The 16432-nt window shown below is 58.0% G+C and carries 15 protein-coding genes and 1 tRNA gene; 13 read left to right on the top strand and 3 right to left on the bottom strand.

All coding sequences use genetic code 11. The features are described 5' to 3' along the window. Nucleotides 1-16: 16 nt before the first annotated feature. The 9 genes from ACR0AO_RS03320 (at nucleotide 17) to ACR0AO_RS03280 (ending at nucleotide 8968) form a co-directional block, all read left to right on the top strand. The gene (locus ACR0AO_RS03320; protein ID WP_480599874.1) at nucleotides 17-1468 is read left to right on the top strand and encodes a pilus assembly protein TadG-related protein; all 1452 of its coding nucleotides are present in this window, start codon (nucleotides 17-19) and stop codon (nucleotides 1466-1468) included. Nucleotides 1469-1475: 7 nt separating this feature from the next. Then, nucleotides 1476-1976, top strand: a complete 501-nt coding sequence (locus ACR0AO_RS03315) for a TadE/TadG family type IV pilus assembly protein (protein WP_480599872.1) — start codon at nucleotides 1476-1478, stop codon at nucleotides 1974-1976. Next, entirely contained in the window at nucleotides 1973-2629 is a 657-nt protein-coding gene (locus ACR0AO_RS03310) for a TadE/TadG family type IV pilus assembly protein (protein WP_480599867.1), read from the top strand. Before ACR0AO_RS03315 ends, ACR0AO_RS03310 begins: the two co-directional genes overlap by 4 nt. A gap of 22 nt (nucleotides 2630-2651) precedes the next feature. Next, nucleotides 2652-3866, top strand: coding sequence for an AAA family ATPase (locus tag ACR0AO_RS03305; protein WP_480599863.1), 1215 nt, complete (start codon nucleotides 2652-2654; stop codon nucleotides 3864-3866). A 14-nt stretch (nucleotides 3867-3880) separates the two neighbouring features. Continuing rightward, the gene (locus tag ACR0AO_RS03300) at nucleotides 3881-5266 is read left to right on the top strand and encodes a TadA family conjugal transfer-associated ATPase (protein ID WP_480599859.1); all 1386 of its coding nucleotides are present in this window, start codon (nucleotides 3881-3883) and stop codon (nucleotides 5264-5266) included. A gap of 2 nt (nucleotides 5267-5268) precedes the next feature. Further along, nucleotides 5269-6240 carry a type II secretion system F family protein gene (locus ACR0AO_RS03295; RefSeq protein ID WP_480599856.1) on the top strand — a complete coding sequence of 324 codons (972 nt, stop codon included), beginning with the start codon at nucleotides 5269-5271 and terminating at the stop codon, nucleotides 6238-6240. Nucleotides 6241-6649: 409 nt separating this feature from the next. After that, complete coding sequence (locus ACR0AO_RS03290; protein ID WP_480599854.1) at nucleotides 6650-7255, top strand: type II secretion system F family protein; 606 nt, start codon at nucleotides 6650-6652, stop codon at nucleotides 7253-7255. 403 nt (nucleotides 7256-7658) lie between these two features. Further along, nucleotides 7659-8498, top strand: a complete 840-nt coding sequence (locus ACR0AO_RS03285) for a helix-turn-helix transcriptional regulator (RefSeq protein ID WP_480599852.1) — start codon at nucleotides 7659-7661, stop codon at nucleotides 8496-8498. Between the two features lie 11 nt (nucleotides 8499-8509). Further along, nucleotides 8510-8968, top strand: a complete 459-nt coding sequence (locus ACR0AO_RS03280; protein WP_480599850.1) for an A24 family peptidase — start codon at nucleotides 8510-8512, stop codon at nucleotides 8966-8968. A gap of 25 nt (nucleotides 8969-8993) precedes the next feature. Here the strand turns inward: ACR0AO_RS03280 and ACR0AO_RS03275 are convergent. Further along, a tRNA-Leu gene (locus ACR0AO_RS03275) sits at nucleotides 8994-9080 on the bottom strand. Between the two features lie 139 nt (nucleotides 9081-9219). Between ACR0AO_RS03275 and ACR0AO_RS03270 the strand changes: the two genes are divergently transcribed. Continuing rightward, a complete protein-coding gene (locus tag ACR0AO_RS03270; protein WP_480599848.1) occupies nucleotides 9220-9879 on the top strand; it encodes a DsbA family oxidoreductase in 660 nt (219 codons plus the stop codon). A gap of 44 nt (nucleotides 9880-9923) precedes the next feature. Then, on the top strand, nucleotides 9924-10601 hold the full coding sequence (gene lipB, locus ACR0AO_RS03265) for a lipoyl(octanoyl) transferase LipB (RefSeq protein ID WP_480599845.1): 678 nt from the start codon (nucleotides 9924-9926) through the stop codon (nucleotides 10599-10601). A 526-nt stretch (nucleotides 10602-11127) separates the two neighbouring features. Here lipB and ACR0AO_RS03260 read toward each other — a convergent pair. Beyond that, on the bottom strand, nucleotides 11128-12048 hold the full coding sequence (locus ACR0AO_RS03260; protein ID WP_480599843.1) for a cation diffusion facilitator family transporter: 921 nt from the start codon (nucleotides 12046-12048) through the stop codon (nucleotides 11128-11130). Nucleotides 12049-12127: 79 nt separating this feature from the next. Beyond that, nucleotides 12128-12544 (bottom strand): HIT family protein, encoded by a 417-nt coding sequence (locus ACR0AO_RS03255; protein WP_480599841.1) that lies wholly within the window; start codon nucleotides 12542-12544, stop codon nucleotides 12128-12130. A 336-nt stretch (nucleotides 12545-12880) separates the two neighbouring features. Here ACR0AO_RS03255 and bchE point away from each other — a divergent pair, with 336 nt between their 5' ends. Beyond that, entirely contained in the window at nucleotides 12881-14398 is a 1518-nt protein-coding gene (bchE, locus tag ACR0AO_RS03250; protein WP_480599839.1) for a magnesium-protoporphyrin IX monomethyl ester anaerobic oxidative cyclase, read from the top strand. 365 nt (nucleotides 14399-14763) lie between these two features. Then, nucleotides 14764-16422 carry a cytochrome c oxidase subunit I gene (ctaD, locus tag ACR0AO_RS03245; RefSeq protein WP_480599837.1) on the top strand — a complete coding sequence of 553 codons (1659 nt, stop codon included), beginning with the start codon at nucleotides 14764-14766 and terminating at the stop codon, nucleotides 16420-16422. Nucleotides 16423-16432: the final 10 nt, after the last annotated feature.

Below are 16432 nucleotides of genomic sequence, written 5' to 3'. Positions count from 1 at the left end.
GCCGAGGAGATGAAAGATGAAACCCGCCCGCACCATGAAACGCCTCGCCTCTGACGAAAACGGCGGAATGCTGGTGATCTGGGGGGTTTCGTTCGCCATCTTCTTCGGCATTGTCGCGCTTTCCTTTGACGTCGGCCGCACCGCGATCACCCGGACCGAACTGCAATCCTTTGCCGATCATGTCGCCCTGGCCGCAGCCGGAGAACTGGATGGCGGCGCCGACGCCATCATCCGCGCGACGGCCGCCGCACAAAACATGATCTCGGACAACAAGACATTCGGCAGCGGTGGCCGCCAGTTGAGCGGCGATACCGACTATACCCTGACATTTCTGTCCGACCTTCCCGACGATGACGCGGATCTCGTGACCGCGACCACCACCGATGCGACCGAAGCCGCATATGTGTTGGTTGAAACCACACCGTCGACGATCACCGCCACATTCGGGGCCGTATTCGCCACCCTGACCGGGAACGCACTGCCGAACGGTTGGGCCAACGGGTCGGCCATCGCGGGCTTCACCCAATACGCCTGTGATGTGACGCCGATGATGTTCTGCCTGCCCAGCCCCAGCTACAAGGCCGATGAAAACATCGGCGACATGATCCTGCTCCGCTCGGGCGGCAATGGCGCGGCCTGGGGGCCGGGCGATTTCGGCTTCCTCGATCCGGCCAAGACTTTGGTCGACGACGAAGGCCCCTGTGCCGGTCTGAGCGGCGTGAACCTGGATGCCTGCCTGATCGGGGCCGAGGGCAGCATCACCCAATGCTTCAACATGCGCGGCGTCGATATCGAGCCGGGTCAGAAGAACGGGATCGAGAACGCCATCTATAACGTGCGCTTCGACATCTACCGCTCGATCATGAACGGAAAGAAGAACAACACGAACTTCCCGCCCGCGCCGAATGTGATTAAGGGCATCGTTTCCGACACCGGCAATGCCTGCATCGGTGGAAACACAAGAGGATCGAACGACTCAAGAGGTTTGCCTCGTGACACTTGCCTCCTCAACGGTGGTACCTGCAGCCGGTTTGGCGACGGGAACTGGAGCACCGGGCGCGCGGAATATGTTGATTATAACTATGACGGCACCGATCCTCATCCGAGCGCCACAACACGCTATGAATACTACCTGGCCGAGATCAACGCAGCCCCCAGCGCCTCTTCGCCCCTCCTCATCGGCAGGGAAGAAACTGGGCGCCCGATGTGCTCGAACAATCAAAGCACCGATCCTGAACGCCGGGTGATCATCGTTGCGGGTATTGACTGCGATGCCAACCCAATCAACGGCGCCGCCACCAACGTGCCTGTCCAGGAGTTCTTTAAGGTCTTTCTGACGGAACCTGTTGGCGAAGAGCCAACCACCCCACCCACCGTGAACATCTATGGGGAAATCGTCGGCAGCGCCAGCGAATACAGCCCCGGTGCCGGTTCCCTCTTCCACGACGTTGTCCAGCTTTACAGGTGATCCCATGATGTCTCGTCTGTTCCATAGCAAAAAACTGTCAGAGTTCCGCCGCGACGAATCCGGCACCGCCCTGGTCGAGTTCGCCATCCTGATGCCGATGATGCTGGTGCTGTTTGCCGTCATCATCGAAGGCGGCCGCCTGATGTGGGCCTATCAGAACGTCAATGCGGGCGTTCGTGACGCCACCCGTTATCTGGCCCGCGTCGCCCCCAAGGACATGTGCAGCGGCGGCACTGCGGTCAGCACCTACACCACCAAGGCCGAGGAAATCGTCAGAAACCGCATCGACGGAACCTCGCCGTTTCCGTCGGGGATCAGCGTCAACTCGGTCTCTCTGAGCCTCAACTGCGTTGCCGGCACCTATCGCGTCTCGCCCGCCCCGGTCATCCAGGTCTCGGCCAACCTGTCGGTCACCTTCCCGTTCGCCGGTGTCTTTTCGCTGGTCGGGGGAAACCTGCAAAACGTCAACACCGTCATTTCGGACCAGTCACGGGTATTCGGAGCATGAGACAGTCAGCCAGAAAATACCGCCTCGCCAAGCAACTGGCACGTCTGGGCCGCGACGAAAGCGGCACAACTCTGGTCGAGTTCGCGGTCGTGTTGTCGATCTTCCTGCTGCTTTTCTTTGGCCTGCTGGATTTTGGCCGCATGAGCATGCACTACGCCGCCGCCGAACGCGCCATGCATATCGCGGCACGCATTGCCGCCGTGCGCCCCCCGGCCTGCCCGGACGTGCCGAACGTGCATCGCCGCGGGCCGGTCTCGAACGGATCGAACGCGCCCGACTTTGGCACGATGTGCAGCAGTGGTGCAAACATCTGCGCCGATGTCGGAACAATCAGTTGCGCCGGCGACGCCACCAACGACACCGCCAGCGAAATCTGGGACATCGTCCAGGGGTCGATGCCGGTCGGCAGTTCGATTTCCAACCTGCGCTTCTCCTATACCTATGACAGCGATCTCGGCTTTCTGGGCGGACCGTTCACGCCGATCGTCACCGTCGAGGTGCAGAACCAAACTTTTGAATTCATTTCGCCGCTCGGGGGGCTGGTGGCATTGGCCGGAGGCACGTCCTCACCGGATCTCGGGGCCACCATAACTTTCCCCTCCATGAGCGTATCCATGCCCGGCGAAGACCTGGCCATGGGCACCAGCGGATAATTTCAGACAGGAGCATAGTAAAATGGAACAGAGACGTAAGACGATTGCAGTCGTATCTGACGACCCGCTGGTTCACTCCAGCCTGCAAGAAGCTCTGGGCACCGACGCTTCGCTGAAAGTGACGGGCCTGAACGCAACCCTGCCCCAGATCAATGGCAAGGCCTCCGAACTCGCCGCTTCGACCGATGTGATCTTATTCCGGACCGGAACTGCGACAACGGAAGATGTCGAGGCGATCCGAGCCATTCGCCAGGGCGGCGGTACGCACGCGGCGATTATCGCGCTCAGCGATGAAAGCATCCTGTTCAGCGATGCCCGCAAGCTGACCGATGCGGGTGCAACCGACGTGCTGCCGATCTCGACCAGCGCCGACGAACTGCGGAGCAGTATCCGCAAGGCGATGAGCGCGGATGCTAAGGCCGCGTTCGGATCAGGTGATGCCGGACGCGCCGGAAAAGTGATCTCGGTTGCGCGGGCGCGCGGCGGGATCGGATCGACCACCGTTGCAGTCAACTTGGCCGACCAGCTTCTGGACCGGCGCGGCATGATGAAGAAAGTGGCGAAAAACCGTGTTGCGCTGGTGGATCTTGACCTGCAATTCGGCGCCATCAGCAGCTTTCTCGACGTGCAACCGAATGAGACTTTGTTCCAGATGGCGGTCGAAGGCACCATGCCCGACGCAACCTTTGTTGAACAATCCATCGTGACGGCCGCGAACGGGGTCGACGTTCTGTCCGCTCCGACCGGATTTGCCCCGGTGGATTCCCTGCGTCCCGATCAGGTGAACGCCCTGCTCGAAGTTCTGCGCGCCAAATACGACTATGTCGTCGTGGACCTGCCGCGCGCTCTGGTGCCCTGGCTATCGCCGGTGCTCGAGATCAGCGACCGGATGTGCCTTGTGACCGACAGTGCGGTTCCGTCCGTGCAGCAATGCCTGCGCCTGATCAATTTCTTCACCGAGGACGTGGCGACGCTTCAGATCGACCTGGTGGTCAATCACGAGAAAAAACCGCTGGTCCTCGCCAGCCATCACAAGGAGGCCGCGGCCATTCTGGGGCGTCCGCTGCGCTATTGGCTGCCGCGCGATGAAAATGCGGGACGCGAAGCGATCGATCGCGGGCAGCCGCTTTCGAAAGTTGCCGGACGCTCGGCGCTGACTGCGGCGATCGCGAAGATGGGAAAACAGATCACCGCGGATCTTATGGAAAACAACACAATTGCGACGGCAAAAGCCTGAATGGGGGAGTAGAAATGTTTAAGTATTTTTCGAACAACAGCGAACAGGCGTCCGCAAAAGCCATTCACCTTCGCCCGGTCGAAGACGTCAAGCCGGTTGCAGTGGTCAGGCAGTCGGAAGAGGAAAGGGAACTGGTGAAGTTTCTGGAACTCAAAAGCCGCCTGCACGAAGCCCTGCTGGACCGCCTCAACCTTTCCGTCGTCGAAAAGGTCGCGCCAGAGGAGCTGCGCCGCGAAGTGGCGGCACTGACCAGCGAGGTTCTGGCCGCCGAAAACAACCCGCTTCGCTCGGATGACTTCCGCCGGATCGTGGACGAACTGATGGACGAGGTCCTGGGTCTCGGACCGCTCGAACCATTGCTGGCCGATCCGACGATCAACGACATTCTGGTCAACGGTCACTGCGACGTTTTCGTCGAGCGCCGCGGCGTGCTGGAACGCACCAACACCCGGTTCCGCGACGAAAAACATCTGTTGCGGATCATCGACAAGATCGTGTCGCGCATTGGCCGCCGCGTGGATGAAAGCAACCCCTGGGTAGACGCCCGTCTTGAGGACGGCAGCCGCGTCAACGCCATCATCCGCCCCTGCGCCATCGACGGCCCCAGCATGTCGATCCGGAAATTTTCCGAAACTCCATTGACGCTCGACCGTCTGATCGAAACCGGCTCGCTGGACGAGCGCGCCGCCAAGTTCCTGATGGCTCTGGTCGAGGCACGCAAGAATATCCTGATCTCGGGCGGCACCGGTTCGGGCAAGACCACAATGCTGAACGCGGTTTCCGCCGGTATCGACCACCGGTCACGGATCGTCACCGTCGAAGACGCCGCGGAACTGCGACTGCAGCAGGAGCATGTCGTGCGTCTGGAAACCCGTCCGCCGAACCCGTCGGGCAACGGCGCGGTTCTGCAACGCGATCTGGTGCGCAACGCGCTAAGGATGCGCCCCGACCGCATCATCGTGGGCGAGGTGCGCGGCGGCGAAGCGTTCGATATGCTTCAGGCAATGAACACTGGCCATGACGGTTCGATGACCACGGTGCACGCGAACTCGGCCCGCGACGCCATCGGCCGGATCGAACAGATGGTTACGATGATCGGGCTGGACATGCCGCTCAGCGCCATTCGCGCGCAGATTTCGTCGGGGCTCAACTTTGTCGTGCAACTTACCCGTCTGGCCGACGGCAAACGCCGCGTCGTCAGCATTTCCGAGATCACAGGTCAGGAAGGTGACGTGGTGACGATGCAGGACATCTTTGTGTTCCGCAAACTCGGGAAATCGGAAACCGGGGAAATCCTTGGTGAATTCGTCGCTACCGGCATCCGCCCGCAATGCATGGACGATCTGATTGCCGCGGGTATCGACCTCGATCTTTCGACCTTCCTGGCCAAGGGAGCATAGTCATGGATATCTTCGCCGGAAAACAGGACATCACCTATCTCGTCTATTGCGGTATTGCGGTGGGAACGCTGCTTGCCTTTACCGGGATGGCCCAGTTGGCCAGCCGCCGCGAAAAAACAAACGAGGCGAAAACACGCCGCCTCAGGATGCTGGCCAAAGGCCATGACACGGCGGATGTGCTGGCTCTTCTGAAACCCAAGCAAAGCAGCGGCTTTTGGCGAAAAATGCCGTTTGTGGGCGATCTGCCCCGACAACTGCACCAATCCGGCCTGACCATCGGAACAGACAAGTTTACTGCGCTGTGCCTGTTGCTGGGGTTCGGTGTGTTTGCATTCGCACTGTATCCGCTCGGCCCCGTCCTTGCCTTTGTCCTGTCCATCCTGGTTGGCTTTATCGGCCCGGTCGGTTTTGTCAAAATCAAGTACAAGCAGCGGACCGACGAATTGACCAAGCAACTTCCCGACGCTTTGGATATGCTGGCGCGGGGTCTCAAGGTCGGCCACCCGCTCAGCAACTCGATCGGTGCGATTGCGCGCGAAATGCCAGATCCGATCGGGACCGAGTTCGGCATAGTCTTTGATCAGATTAGTTATGGCGACGACCTGCCGGACGCCTTTCAGGAATTTGCACAGCGCGTAGATATCGAAGACGTCTATTATCTGGCGGCAAGCATCGGCATCCAGCACGGCACCGGCGGCGATCTCGTCAATGTCATCGAGATTCTTTCCCGGGTGATCCGGGACCGTATAGCGATGCGCCGAAAAATCCGGGCGATCTCCTCCGAAGGCCGGTTGACCGCATGGTTCCTGTCAGCACTACCCGTGATCATCGGCATCTTCACCTCCATCACCGCACCGAATTACTACAGAGGCGTCATGGAAGATCCACTGTTCGTGCCAATGGCGATTGCGGTTGTGGTCCTGACATTTGCCAATCTGCTGGTCCTGAAAAAACTCGTCAATTTCAGAATTTGAGAGGACGAATACCATGTTCAACAGCATTGAAAACTTTGCGAGTTCACTGGAAATTTCTCCCGAAATCCTGATCCTTTCAGGATTGGGAGTTGGAATAGTCCTGGTTTTTTGGAGCCTGGCTGCGAACATGGGGCAAAAAAGCGTCCCCGCAAGCCGCATCGCCGCCCTGAAAGGGGCGCCCAATACAACACGGCTGGACAAGGCGATCCTGAAAACTCCAACTGCCGAATTTGAAGGAATTACCAAAGCGTTTGCGCCCGGGAACGAAAAAGAGCGCTCGGACCTCAAACAGCGCTTGCTGCGTGCGGGCTTTACCTCGCCAGCGGCATTGCGGAATTTTGTCATCACCCGTGCCGTTCTTGGCCTGATCCTCCCCGGCCTGCTTTTGTCCCTGGTCGTGATCAGCAAAATGCCGGGCGCATCGCTTCCAAGCGGCGTGGCAGCCGTTGTTTCCGGCTTGACTAACTTCCAGATCAAACTGTTTTTGTGCTTCCTTGTCGGGGCGGGATATTTCGGACCGAACTACTGGCTCAACGGCAAAGTCAAAAGCCGCACGGCCAAAATCGAGGAAGGTTTTCCGAACGCTCTGGATTTGATGCGCATCTCGGTAGAAGCGGGTCTTGGTTTTGATGCTGCGATGGCACGCGTCGGCAACGAGCTCGCCGAGATCTCGCCCGAGATATCCGAGGAATTCCTTTCGGCGCAGCGGCAGGTCCAGGCAGGTCGTCCGCGGGATGCAGCCCTAATGGACATGGCCGACCGCACCGGCGTGGAAACCGTGCGTTCATTTGCGAAAGTGACGCAACAGTCGATGCAATTTGGCACCAGCATGTCTCAGGCGCTGTCTACCTATTCGGACGAATTGAGAAACTATCGCGAAATGAAAGCCCAGGAGATGGCGAACAAGTTGCCGGTCAAGATGTCCGCCGTATTGGCCGCATTTATGCTGCCGGCGCTGATCATGTTGACCATCGGGCCGAACGTCATTCGCTACATCCGGTATTTTTCCGGCTGATCCTTGTCTGCGGCTTGAACGACGCACGTGAGTGGAGCCGCGTTCCTTCAAGAAGCCGCCATACACTGTTGTATGGCGGCTTTTTTGTACTGCGATCGGGGCGTGTCCCCGAAGTTGACCGCAAACCCGTCCGAACCAACCGGTGAATCGGCACCAATCGGATTCTCCATGCAGGTAACTTACATTTCGTGAATAATACCCGGCAACAAACCGGACTGTATTCGCCCGGGACCGTAATTACGGGGTATTTCGCTGAAAATTCTTCATTTTGTAGTAACTTTTCCAACTATTTGCCAATCTAGATTTACCAGGCTTGCCACGGCTTGGAAGTTGTTCCCTTGGCCCTTTTTTGTTTGCGGGTTGAGGTCATTGTTTACGAGTAACCTGACCTGGGGGGTTAGGCATGTTTTCACACCGCGGCCATGCAGAAGGTCATCAAAACCACCTCGCTTCCGAAGCCCGATTGATCGGGGCGGTTGCGAAATGGTGCGAATGTCTTCATTCCAAAGCTTTGCTGCTGGATGCGCTCCGCAGCATCGCGGACAGCGTCGGTGCCGAAATCGTGGTGCTTGCGCGCGTGCCCAAATCGACACGCGCGCTTCCCAAAACCATATCCTACGATGCAAAGCCGGCAAACGAACAGGGATCTTGCAGGTCGTTTTCCCGAACCCTGCTTGGTCCCTACCTCGATCAGGCCAAACCCGGTTCCACCTGGGCAAAGTCAACCTTATACGACGAGTTCGACCCGTCGCTACAGGAGTTTCATCTGAACCGCCGGTTGCGGGAACTGATCGTGATACCGCTTTGCCGCAGCGATATGACTTCGGATTTGCTGGAGTTTCATTTCCCCGAGATCGTACCACCGCACATTCTGGCGGTTCTGAATATTCTGGCCGAAACGCTTGCACAAACCTGGGGCAACCGCGCCAAAGGCCTATTCATGGATGCTTTGCTTCGGTCCACGCCCAATGACGCAGCGCCACTGGATGGCAAACCGATCCTGAGCGTCGAAAACCCCGCCCGCCTGAGCCGCGCCGAATATCGTGTTTGCGTCCTCTTGAATCGTGGAAAAACGAACGAAGGCATCATCAAGGCTCTGGCAATATCCACGTCGACGCTCCGGACACATCTCAGGAACATTTATGCCAAGACCGGCGTACAGAACCAGGCGGAACTGATTTATCAACTGATGTCCGTGGAACCCTTCGCATCCGACGACGGCATCAGCGCGCAACTTGCCTGAGGTTTCCGGCAATGACACTGTTACTTGACGTCCTGTTTGTTACCCTGATGGTTCTGGTCGCCTATTGCGATGTCAGATACATGAAAATCCCGAATGCCCTGCCCCTGGCCGCCATGGCCCTGTTCGGATTCACCTGCTTCACCCTCCCCTATGACGAAGTGGTTTGGAGACTGGCGGCAGCCGGTATTGTATTCGTTTTGACATTTGTTCTTTTCTCCCTGCGGCTCATCGGCGGCGGGGACACAAAGATGCTTCCGGCCCTGATCCTGTTCGTTCCGACCGCGGGGCTGATATCCTTTTCCTACATCTTCTCCGCGGCAATGCTTTTCGGCAGTTTGCTGACCATCGCGATGCAAAGAATCCCGGCTCTTCAGGACACAAGCCTGTTGAGTGTCGCCCAAAAAGGTCATTTCCCAATGGGAATTTCCATCGCAATGGCGGGTATTGGACAACTAGTACTGTTAGGGTGAGCCAAGAAGGCCCAAAGTTGGATATTGGTGCGGTCGAGAAGACTCGAACTTCCACGGGTGTTACCCCACAGCGACCTCAACGCTGCGCGTCTACCAATTCCGCCACGACCGCACGCCTGTGACTTGGTGAGGGGCGTATAGACGGTCCGGCCAGCGATGTGAAGAGGCAAAAACACTTCTGTTTGATTTTCTGACACCGCCACATATCTGCTAAGGAACGCACGTCCGCATCGCCGCGAAAGGAGCTTCGAATGAATGCCGCAGATGGCCGCCCTATCCTGCATATCGACATTGTTTCCGATGTCGTCTGCCCATGGTGCATTGTCGGCTTCAAGCAGCTTGAGCGAGCGCTTTCCCAGGCGGATGTTCTTGCCCGTCTGCGCTGGCACCCGTTTGAACTCAATCCCGATATGGGTCCGGAAGGCCAAAACCTGAGGGAGCATATCATGGAGAAATACGGCTCGACGGCCGAACAAAGCCAGCAGGCGCGCGGGCAACTTGCGGCACTTGGCTCCGAACTTGGCTTCACCTTCAATTTCCAGGACAACAGCCGGATCGTGAATACTTTTCAGGCGCATCAGCTGCTGGATTGGGCGGAAAACCAGGGGCGGCAGCACCCTTTGAAACTGGCATTGTTCACGGCATACTTCTCGGACCAGAAGGACATATCTGATCCCAACATCCTGATCGAAGTGGCCAAGGCCGCCGGTCTGAACGGGGATGCGGCCCGAAACGCACTGGAAAGCGGCGCACACATGGCCCAGGTCCGCGAAAAACAGCGTTTCTGGACCAGCCGGGGAATATCGGGGGTTCCCGCAATGGTTTTCGGAGGAAAATACCTGATGACCGGCGCGCAAGGTGTCGAAAACTATGACCAGATCATACAACGCTGCCTGACCGAAGCAGCCTAACATCCTCCCCTTTCGCCCGCGACCGGATCGGGGTATTGACGGCCATGGAATGGAAAATCACGGATGGTTTGACCGACTATCATGAGGCGGTCGCGTTCATGGAGCACCGCGCCTCGGCCATCGCGTCGGGCGAGGCAGAGGAGTGCATCTGGCTTTTGGAACATCCGCCTCTTTATTCGGCCGGCACGTCGGCCCGAGGCGAGGACCTGACCGACCCGAACCGCTTTCCGGTTTATGAAAGCAAACGAGGCGGGCAATACACCTATCACGGGCCGGGTCAGAGGGTCGTCTATGTCATGCTCGATGTCGGCAAGCGCGGTCACGACGTGCGCCGCTTTGTGCAACAGCTGGAAAACTGGGTGATTGCGGCGCTGGCCGAGTTCAATGTCCGCGGCGAAATCCGCGACGGTCGGGTCGGCGTCTGGGTCCGGCGAAACGACAAGCCACTGACCGCTTCGGGTATGACGGTCGAAGACAAAATTGCAGCTATTGGCATCCGCTTGCGCAAATGGATCAGCTTTCACGGGATCTCGATCAATGTCGAACCAGATCTGGATCATTTTTCTGGCATTGTTCCCTGTGGCATCACCGACCACGGTGTGACGTCGCTGGTCGATCTGGGTTTGCCGGTCACGATGGCCGATGTCGACAACGCGCTACAACGCACGTTCGACGACATTTTCGAATCCCGCCCCGACCGCACGCTCGAAAACACGCGTTAGCGTTGCTCCCATCGCACCAACTCAGAATCCGAGCGGGGGGGGCGATACCGGCCTGACCGCGACCCAGCGCGAAGTGGTCAGCACATGCGCGCGGCGCATGGGTTTCGATTGCATTGGACAGGTCTGTTTCGGCCATCGAAGTACGATTTTCTGAGTTTGCCGCCTTGCGAAAAAACGGCGGACGATTCTCTCTGATTACGACTCGGGTCATGTCGGGCACGCTGCTCCGTGCATAGCCAAACCCCGCGTCAGGAAAACAATCGATCGGTTTCGAAGGCTATGTTTCACAGACCGGGCCAATTCTACGGTTCCGTGAGTGATTTCCTTAAGTTTTAAACCACTTTTTCAGAATCCCAGTGCAGTTCCCGGCAAAATATCTTAAACTGAGTTCACCATTCGAAGAGTGAGTGGGATGTTAAACCGGGATACCTGGATGACCGTCCGAGTTGACCGTTCAGTGTGATTGGTACGAGTCTGCCGCTCCGACCCAAATCGGAGCGGCAATTCATTTGTGCCGCTCACAATCTTAGCCGTGCCCAAAGCGATTGGGCTCAATGCAGGCATGGCTGACACACTCTGTTTCAAGTGTGACATGTTCAACGCCAAAACGATCCTGCAGCGTTGCCTTGACCCGACCCTTGATTTCATCGGCGCGGCCCCAGGCACCCTGATCGACGACCACATGGGCGGTCAGAGCCGTCTGTCTTTCCTGCATGCTCCACAGATGTATATGGTGCACGCCCTGCACGCCCTCGATCGCCTCAATGGCTTCGGCCACGTGTTCCGGGTTCAATCCGGGGGGCGTGCCCAGCATTAAGACCCGAACGGTGTCTCCGATTTCGGCCTTGACGTGCCACAGGATATAGATGGCGATCAGGATCGTCACCAGCGGATCGACCCAGGTCCAGCCGAACAGAATGACCGCAGTGCCCGCCACGATGACCGCCACCGAACCCAGCGCGTCGGCCACATTGTGGATGAACGCGGCGCGGATATTCATGCTCTGCTTGGCCATGGTGTAGGTCAACGCTGCGGTGACCAGATCGACCAGCAACGCAAGGGCCGCGATCCAGACGACTATCCAGCCGTTGATCGGTTCGGGGTCGAAAAAGCGCATCACACCTTCATAGATCAGATACACCGCCAGAACGATCAGGGTCGTGTAGTTGACGAGTGCTGCGATGACCTCGGCGCGGCCATAGCCAAAGCTCATCCGGGCGTCCGCGGGGCGACGCGCGATCTTGCGGGCGACGAACGCAATGATCAGGGCAATCGCGTCCGAGAAATTGTGCAGCGCGTCGGCGATCAGCGCCAGCGAGCCCGACAGAATGCCGCCGATCACCTGGGCAAGTGTCAGGAACATGTTGACAGCGATGGCCCAGGCCACGCGGGCATCGCCGGTTTGGGGATCTATATGCTGATGTTTGTGCGAATGATCATGCGGCATGTGGCGGTGCCCTTTTTGGCTGTTTCGCAACCTTGATTAATTGATCCAGCAACTGGAGCTTCAAGGGGGGCAGTCAAAATTAACCCAACGCCGCCCTGATTTTCTCGGCGTGGCCACCGATCACCTCCATGTCGCCCATGTTTCCCGGAGGTCGCAGACGATCGCCCTCGCGGCGCGGCAGCACGTGGAAATGCAGGTGAAACACCTCTTGCCCGCCGGCCGCCTCGTTGAATTGCTGCACCGTAACCCCTTGAGCATCAAAGGCTTTCATGACGGCGCGGCCCATGATTTGCACCGTGCGCATGACCGCGGCCAATTGCTCGGGCGAGGCGTCCAGAACATTTCGGCACGAAGTTTTCGGGATCACCAGCAGATGCCCGTCGGCGCGCGGCATGATGTCCATGAAGGCCAGCGTGTCGTCGTCTTCGTAAACCTTCGAGCAGGGAATTTCACCGCGCAGGATCTTGGCGAAGATGTTGTCGGGGTCATAGTCCATGAGGGGCCATCCGTTCTGTTGGGGTTGTTGCAAGATTTGTGGGCCACCCACCCCGCCGGGTCAAGCCGCAGGTTTGTACAGCGAACTGGACGAATTGTACCGGAGATTTCGGGGTGGGTGTGCGGATTGTACAGGTGGTTTTGGCCGGGTTTCATGTCGATGACACTTGATGCTGATGGCGGCAAGATCAGGTCTGTCGGCTGGCAACGCGTCTGCCTCAGGTGTGCCGCTCTTTGGTGATCCCTCAAGTTTCCCTTGACCAGCTCACTTTGGGATTTCAATCTTTGCGTGTTTTGCAGAACGGATATGTTAGGATTAAGTGAATTGAGAGTTCTATTGATCAATCCCCCATACCGCGCGGTGACCAGCAAACTGGGCGTGGGTGAGCAAGTTCCTCTGGGCCTGTTGTCTATTGGTGGGCCAATAGTCGATGCAGGATATGCTGCAAAACTAATCGATGCGGAGGCACGGCATCTGACAATCAATGCCATCGTTTCCGAGGCCGCAGAGTGGAACCCTGATGTGATCCTTGTTGGCCACTCGGGATCAACACCTGCGCATTCAACATCAATGACGATGACCCGAGCCCTGAAACGACGGTTCCCGCAAACAACAATCGTCTATGGTGGCGTGCACCCGACATATCACGCTGAAGAAATACTTCGCGATGAACCGCAAGTTGATATCATTGTTCGCGGCGAGGGCGAGGAAACTGTCATAAGCGTTCTTGCGGCGATCTCAGCCGATGCCGACTTGTCTTGCGTCAACGGCATCGCTTTCCGCTCGAAAAGTGATGTCCATTCCACCCGGACCCCCGCGCCGATTTCCGATCTGGACGCATTGCGTGTCGGATGGGAACTGGTGGAAGATTGGGACCTCTACCAATGTTGGGGGCTGGGCCGGTCCGCGCTGGTTCAACTCTCACGCGGATGCCCGCACCTATGCTCCTATTGCGGCCAGCGTGGCTTCTGGACCCGCCAAAGATATCGAACACCGGAAAAGCTGGCCGCCGAAATTGCTTGGCTGCACCGAACCCATGATGTGCGGTTTGTGGATCTTGCGGATGAAAACCCGACCACTTCGAAAAAGAAATTTCGCAGATTCCTTGAAGCCCTGATAGCGGAAGACGTGGATGTTCGCCTTTTCGCGACTTTGCGGGCTGACGATATCGTGCGTGACGCTGATATTCTTCATCTGTACAAGAAAGCCGGGTTTGAGTGCTTTTTGATGGGTATGGAGACAACGGATGCCGAAACCCAGCTTGCCATTCGAAAGGGATCGACCGTGGCAAAAGACCGGGAAGCGATCCGTCTGTTGAGGAATCACGGGATCATTTCCATGATGGGGCATGTGGTCGGGTTTGAGGAAGAGACCGACCGCGACTATTGGAACGCGTTGAAGCAGGTTCTTTTCTATGACCCTGATCTGATCAACGCCATGTACGTCACGCCCCACAGATGGACACCTTTTTATGCAGAGATACAGGAAAGAGGGGTTATTCAACCCGAGCTTTCCAAATGGGACTATCGGCACCAGGTGCTGGCCACCCCGCACATTCCCGCATGGCGCGTATTTCTTTGGGTGAAACTAACGGAAATACTGGTTTCCTTGAGGCCCCGCGCACTGGTGCGGGTTCTATTTCACCGGGACCCTTCCATCCGAAGGGCGCTGCGATGGTGTTTCTGGCGCTCAGGTTTGGTTTGGCTGGACGAGATTGTCGATTTCCTGCTGCGCGACCGTCTGTTGCGGCAGCCGGTTCCGCTCAGAGAACTGCGCGGCCGTCCTGAGCAGGAGAAGGAATATGTGCTGACCGTCAGGAGAGGTCAGCCCGCCAGTTCTCGCGATGCCGCATAACTCGAATACTGTGGAGGCGATGGCATTCGATTTTGATCGCACCTGAGGTCCTGCAGTCGCGAGATTTGTGACAGCGTTGTTCAGAATGTGTTCCGGGGCGGTCAGACACTCCGCTACCGGCCCCGGCCCGATCAGCAAATGGTCTTTGTTGTTTCGGCACGTGGCTGGAGACGGTTCGTCCCGCTGCCCCAAAGCCGAATTCTCGTGCTCCGTTCACCCCCGCTTCAAGGGGGTGCGGCCATTTATCTTGATCCAGATCAAACTCGGGCATTGAAGGCAGGCCCTTCGCCCTCTAAAACCAGCAGGAATCCCCGCGCGCCGGAGCGTTTCGGCTGCGCGGGTTAGTTGCAACAGGAGGCACCTAAATGGCAGACGCAGCCATTCACGGTCATGATCATGAAGACCAGCGCGGGTTCTTTACCCGGTGGTTCATGTCGACCAACCACAAGGATATCGGGATTCTCTATCTGGTATTCTCGGCCATCGCCGGTCTGATCTCGGTACTGATGACCGTTTACATGCGGCTTGAACTGATGCATCCGGGCGTTCAGTACATGTGCATGGAAGGCTTCATGGCCGATCCCTGTACCCCCAACGGGCATGTCTGGAACGTGATGATCACCTATCACGGCGTTCTGATGATGTTCTTTGTGGTCATCCCGGCCCTGTTCGGCGGTTTCGGCAACTATTTCATGCCGTTGCAGATCGGCGCGCCGGACATGGCGTTCCCGCGGATGAACAACCTGTCCTTCTGGCTGTATGTCGCCGGCACCTCGCTGGGCGTCGCCTCGTTGCTGAGCCCCGGTGGCAATGACCAGCTTGGATCGGGCGTGGGCTGGGTTCTGTACCCGCCGCTATCGACGACCGAAGGCGGGATGTCGATGGATCTGGCGATTTTTGCCGTGCACGTATCGGGCGCCTCCTCGATCCTCGGCGCGATCAACATGATCACCACCTTCCTGAACATGCGTGCCCCGGGCATGACCCTGTTCAAGGTGCCGCTGTTTTCCTGGTCGATCTTCGTCACCGCCTGGCTGATCTTGCTGTCCCTGCCGGTTCTGGCAGGCGCAATCACCATGTTGCTGATGGACCGCAATTTTGGCTTTACCTTCTTTGACCCGGCCGGTGGCGGTGACCCGATCCTGTATCAGCACATCCTGTGGTTCTTCGGCCACCCGGAAGTGTATATCGTGATCCTGCCCGGTTTCGGCCTTATCAGCCACGTGATCGCGACTTTCTCGCGCAAGCCGGTCTTCGGCTACCTGCCGATGGTTTGGGCGATCATCGCGATCGGCGTGCTGGGCTTTGTCGTTTGGGCGCACCACATGTACACCGTCGGCATGTCGCTGCGCCAGCAGGCCTATTTCATGCTGGCCACAATGGTCATCGCGGTGCCCACGGGCGTCAAGGTGTTCAGCTGGATCGCGACCATGTGGGGTGGCTCGATCGAGTTCAAGGCCCCGATGATTTTCGCGATGGGCTTTCTGTTTCTGTTCACCGTCGGCGGCGTCACCGGCGTGGTTCTGTCTCAGGCGGGCGTCGACCGGGCCTATCATGACACCTATTACGTGGTGGCGCATTTCCACTATGTGATGTCCCTGGGTGCGGTGTTTGCGATCTTTGCCGGGATCTACTTCTATTTCGGCAAGATGACCGGGCGGCAATATTCAGAGTTCTGGGCCAAGGTTCATTTCTGGATGTTCTTCATCGGCGCCAACCTGACCTTCTTCCCGCAGCACTTCCTGGGCCGTCAGGGCATGCCGCGCCGCTATATCGACTATCCGGAAGCCTTCGCGCAGTGGAACTTTGTCTCGTCGATCGGCGCATTCATCTCGTTCGCCTCGTTCCTGCTGTTCTTCGGCATCGTGTTCTATGCGCTGTTCCGCGGCGCGCGGGTGACCCAGAACAACTACTGGAACGAATACGCGGATACGCTGGAATGGACCCTGCCGTCGCCGCCGCCCGAACACACGTTCGAGATCCTGCCCAAGCAGGAAGACTGGGACAAGGGCCACGCGCACTGATCCCTGTCCC

It is taken from the genome of Ruegeria sp. AF8, from assembly GCF_056541825.1.
This window is presented reverse-complemented; position numbering and strand designations above follow the sequence as displayed.

Coding starts and splice junctions, on each gene's coding strand:
- ACR0AO_RS03300 (WP_480599859.1), top strand. CDS start 3,881: ATGTTTAAGTATTTTTCGAACAACAGCGAACAGGCGTCCGCAAAAGCC.
- ACR0AO_RS03260 (WP_480599843.1), bottom strand. CDS start 12,048: ATGCCGCATGATCATTCGCACAAACATCAGCATATAGATCCCCAAACC.
- ACR0AO_RS03315 (WP_480599872.1), top strand. CDS start 1,476: ATGTCTCGTCTGTTCCATAGCAAAAAACTGTCAGAGTTCCGCCGCGAC.
- ACR0AO_RS03255 (WP_480599841.1), bottom strand. CDS start 12,544: ATGGACTATGACCCCGACAACATCTTCGCCAAGATCCTGCGCGGTGAA.
- ctaD (WP_480599837.1), top strand. CDS start 14,764: ATGGCAGACGCAGCCATTCACGGTCATGATCATGAAGACCAGCGCGGG.
- ACR0AO_RS03320 (WP_480599874.1), top strand. CDS start 17: ATGAAACCCGCCCGCACCATGAAACGCCTCGCCTCTGACGAAAACGGC.
- ACR0AO_RS03290 (WP_480599854.1), top strand. CDS start 6,650: ATGCCGGGCGCATCGCTTCCAAGCGGCGTGGCAGCCGTTGTTTCCGGC.
- lipB (WP_480599845.1), top strand. CDS start 9,924: ATGGAATGGAAAATCACGGATGGTTTGACCGACTATCATGAGGCGGTC.
- ACR0AO_RS03285 (WP_480599852.1), top strand. CDS start 7,659: ATGTTTTCACACCGCGGCCATGCAGAAGGTCATCAAAACCACCTCGCT.
- ACR0AO_RS03305 (WP_480599863.1), top strand. CDS start 2,652: ATGGAACAGAGACGTAAGACGATTGCAGTCGTATCTGACGACCCGCTG.
- ACR0AO_RS03310 (WP_480599867.1), top strand. CDS start 1,973: ATGAGACAGTCAGCCAGAAAATACCGCCTCGCCAAGCAACTGGCACGT.
- ACR0AO_RS03270 (WP_480599848.1), top strand. CDS start 9,220: ATGAATGCCGCAGATGGCCGCCCTATCCTGCATATCGACATTGTTTCC.
- ACR0AO_RS03295 (WP_480599856.1), top strand. CDS start 5,269: ATGGATATCTTCGCCGGAAAACAGGACATCACCTATCTCGTCTATTGC.
- ACR0AO_RS03280 (WP_480599850.1), top strand. CDS start 8,510: ATGACACTGTTACTTGACGTCCTGTTTGTTACCCTGATGGTTCTGGTC.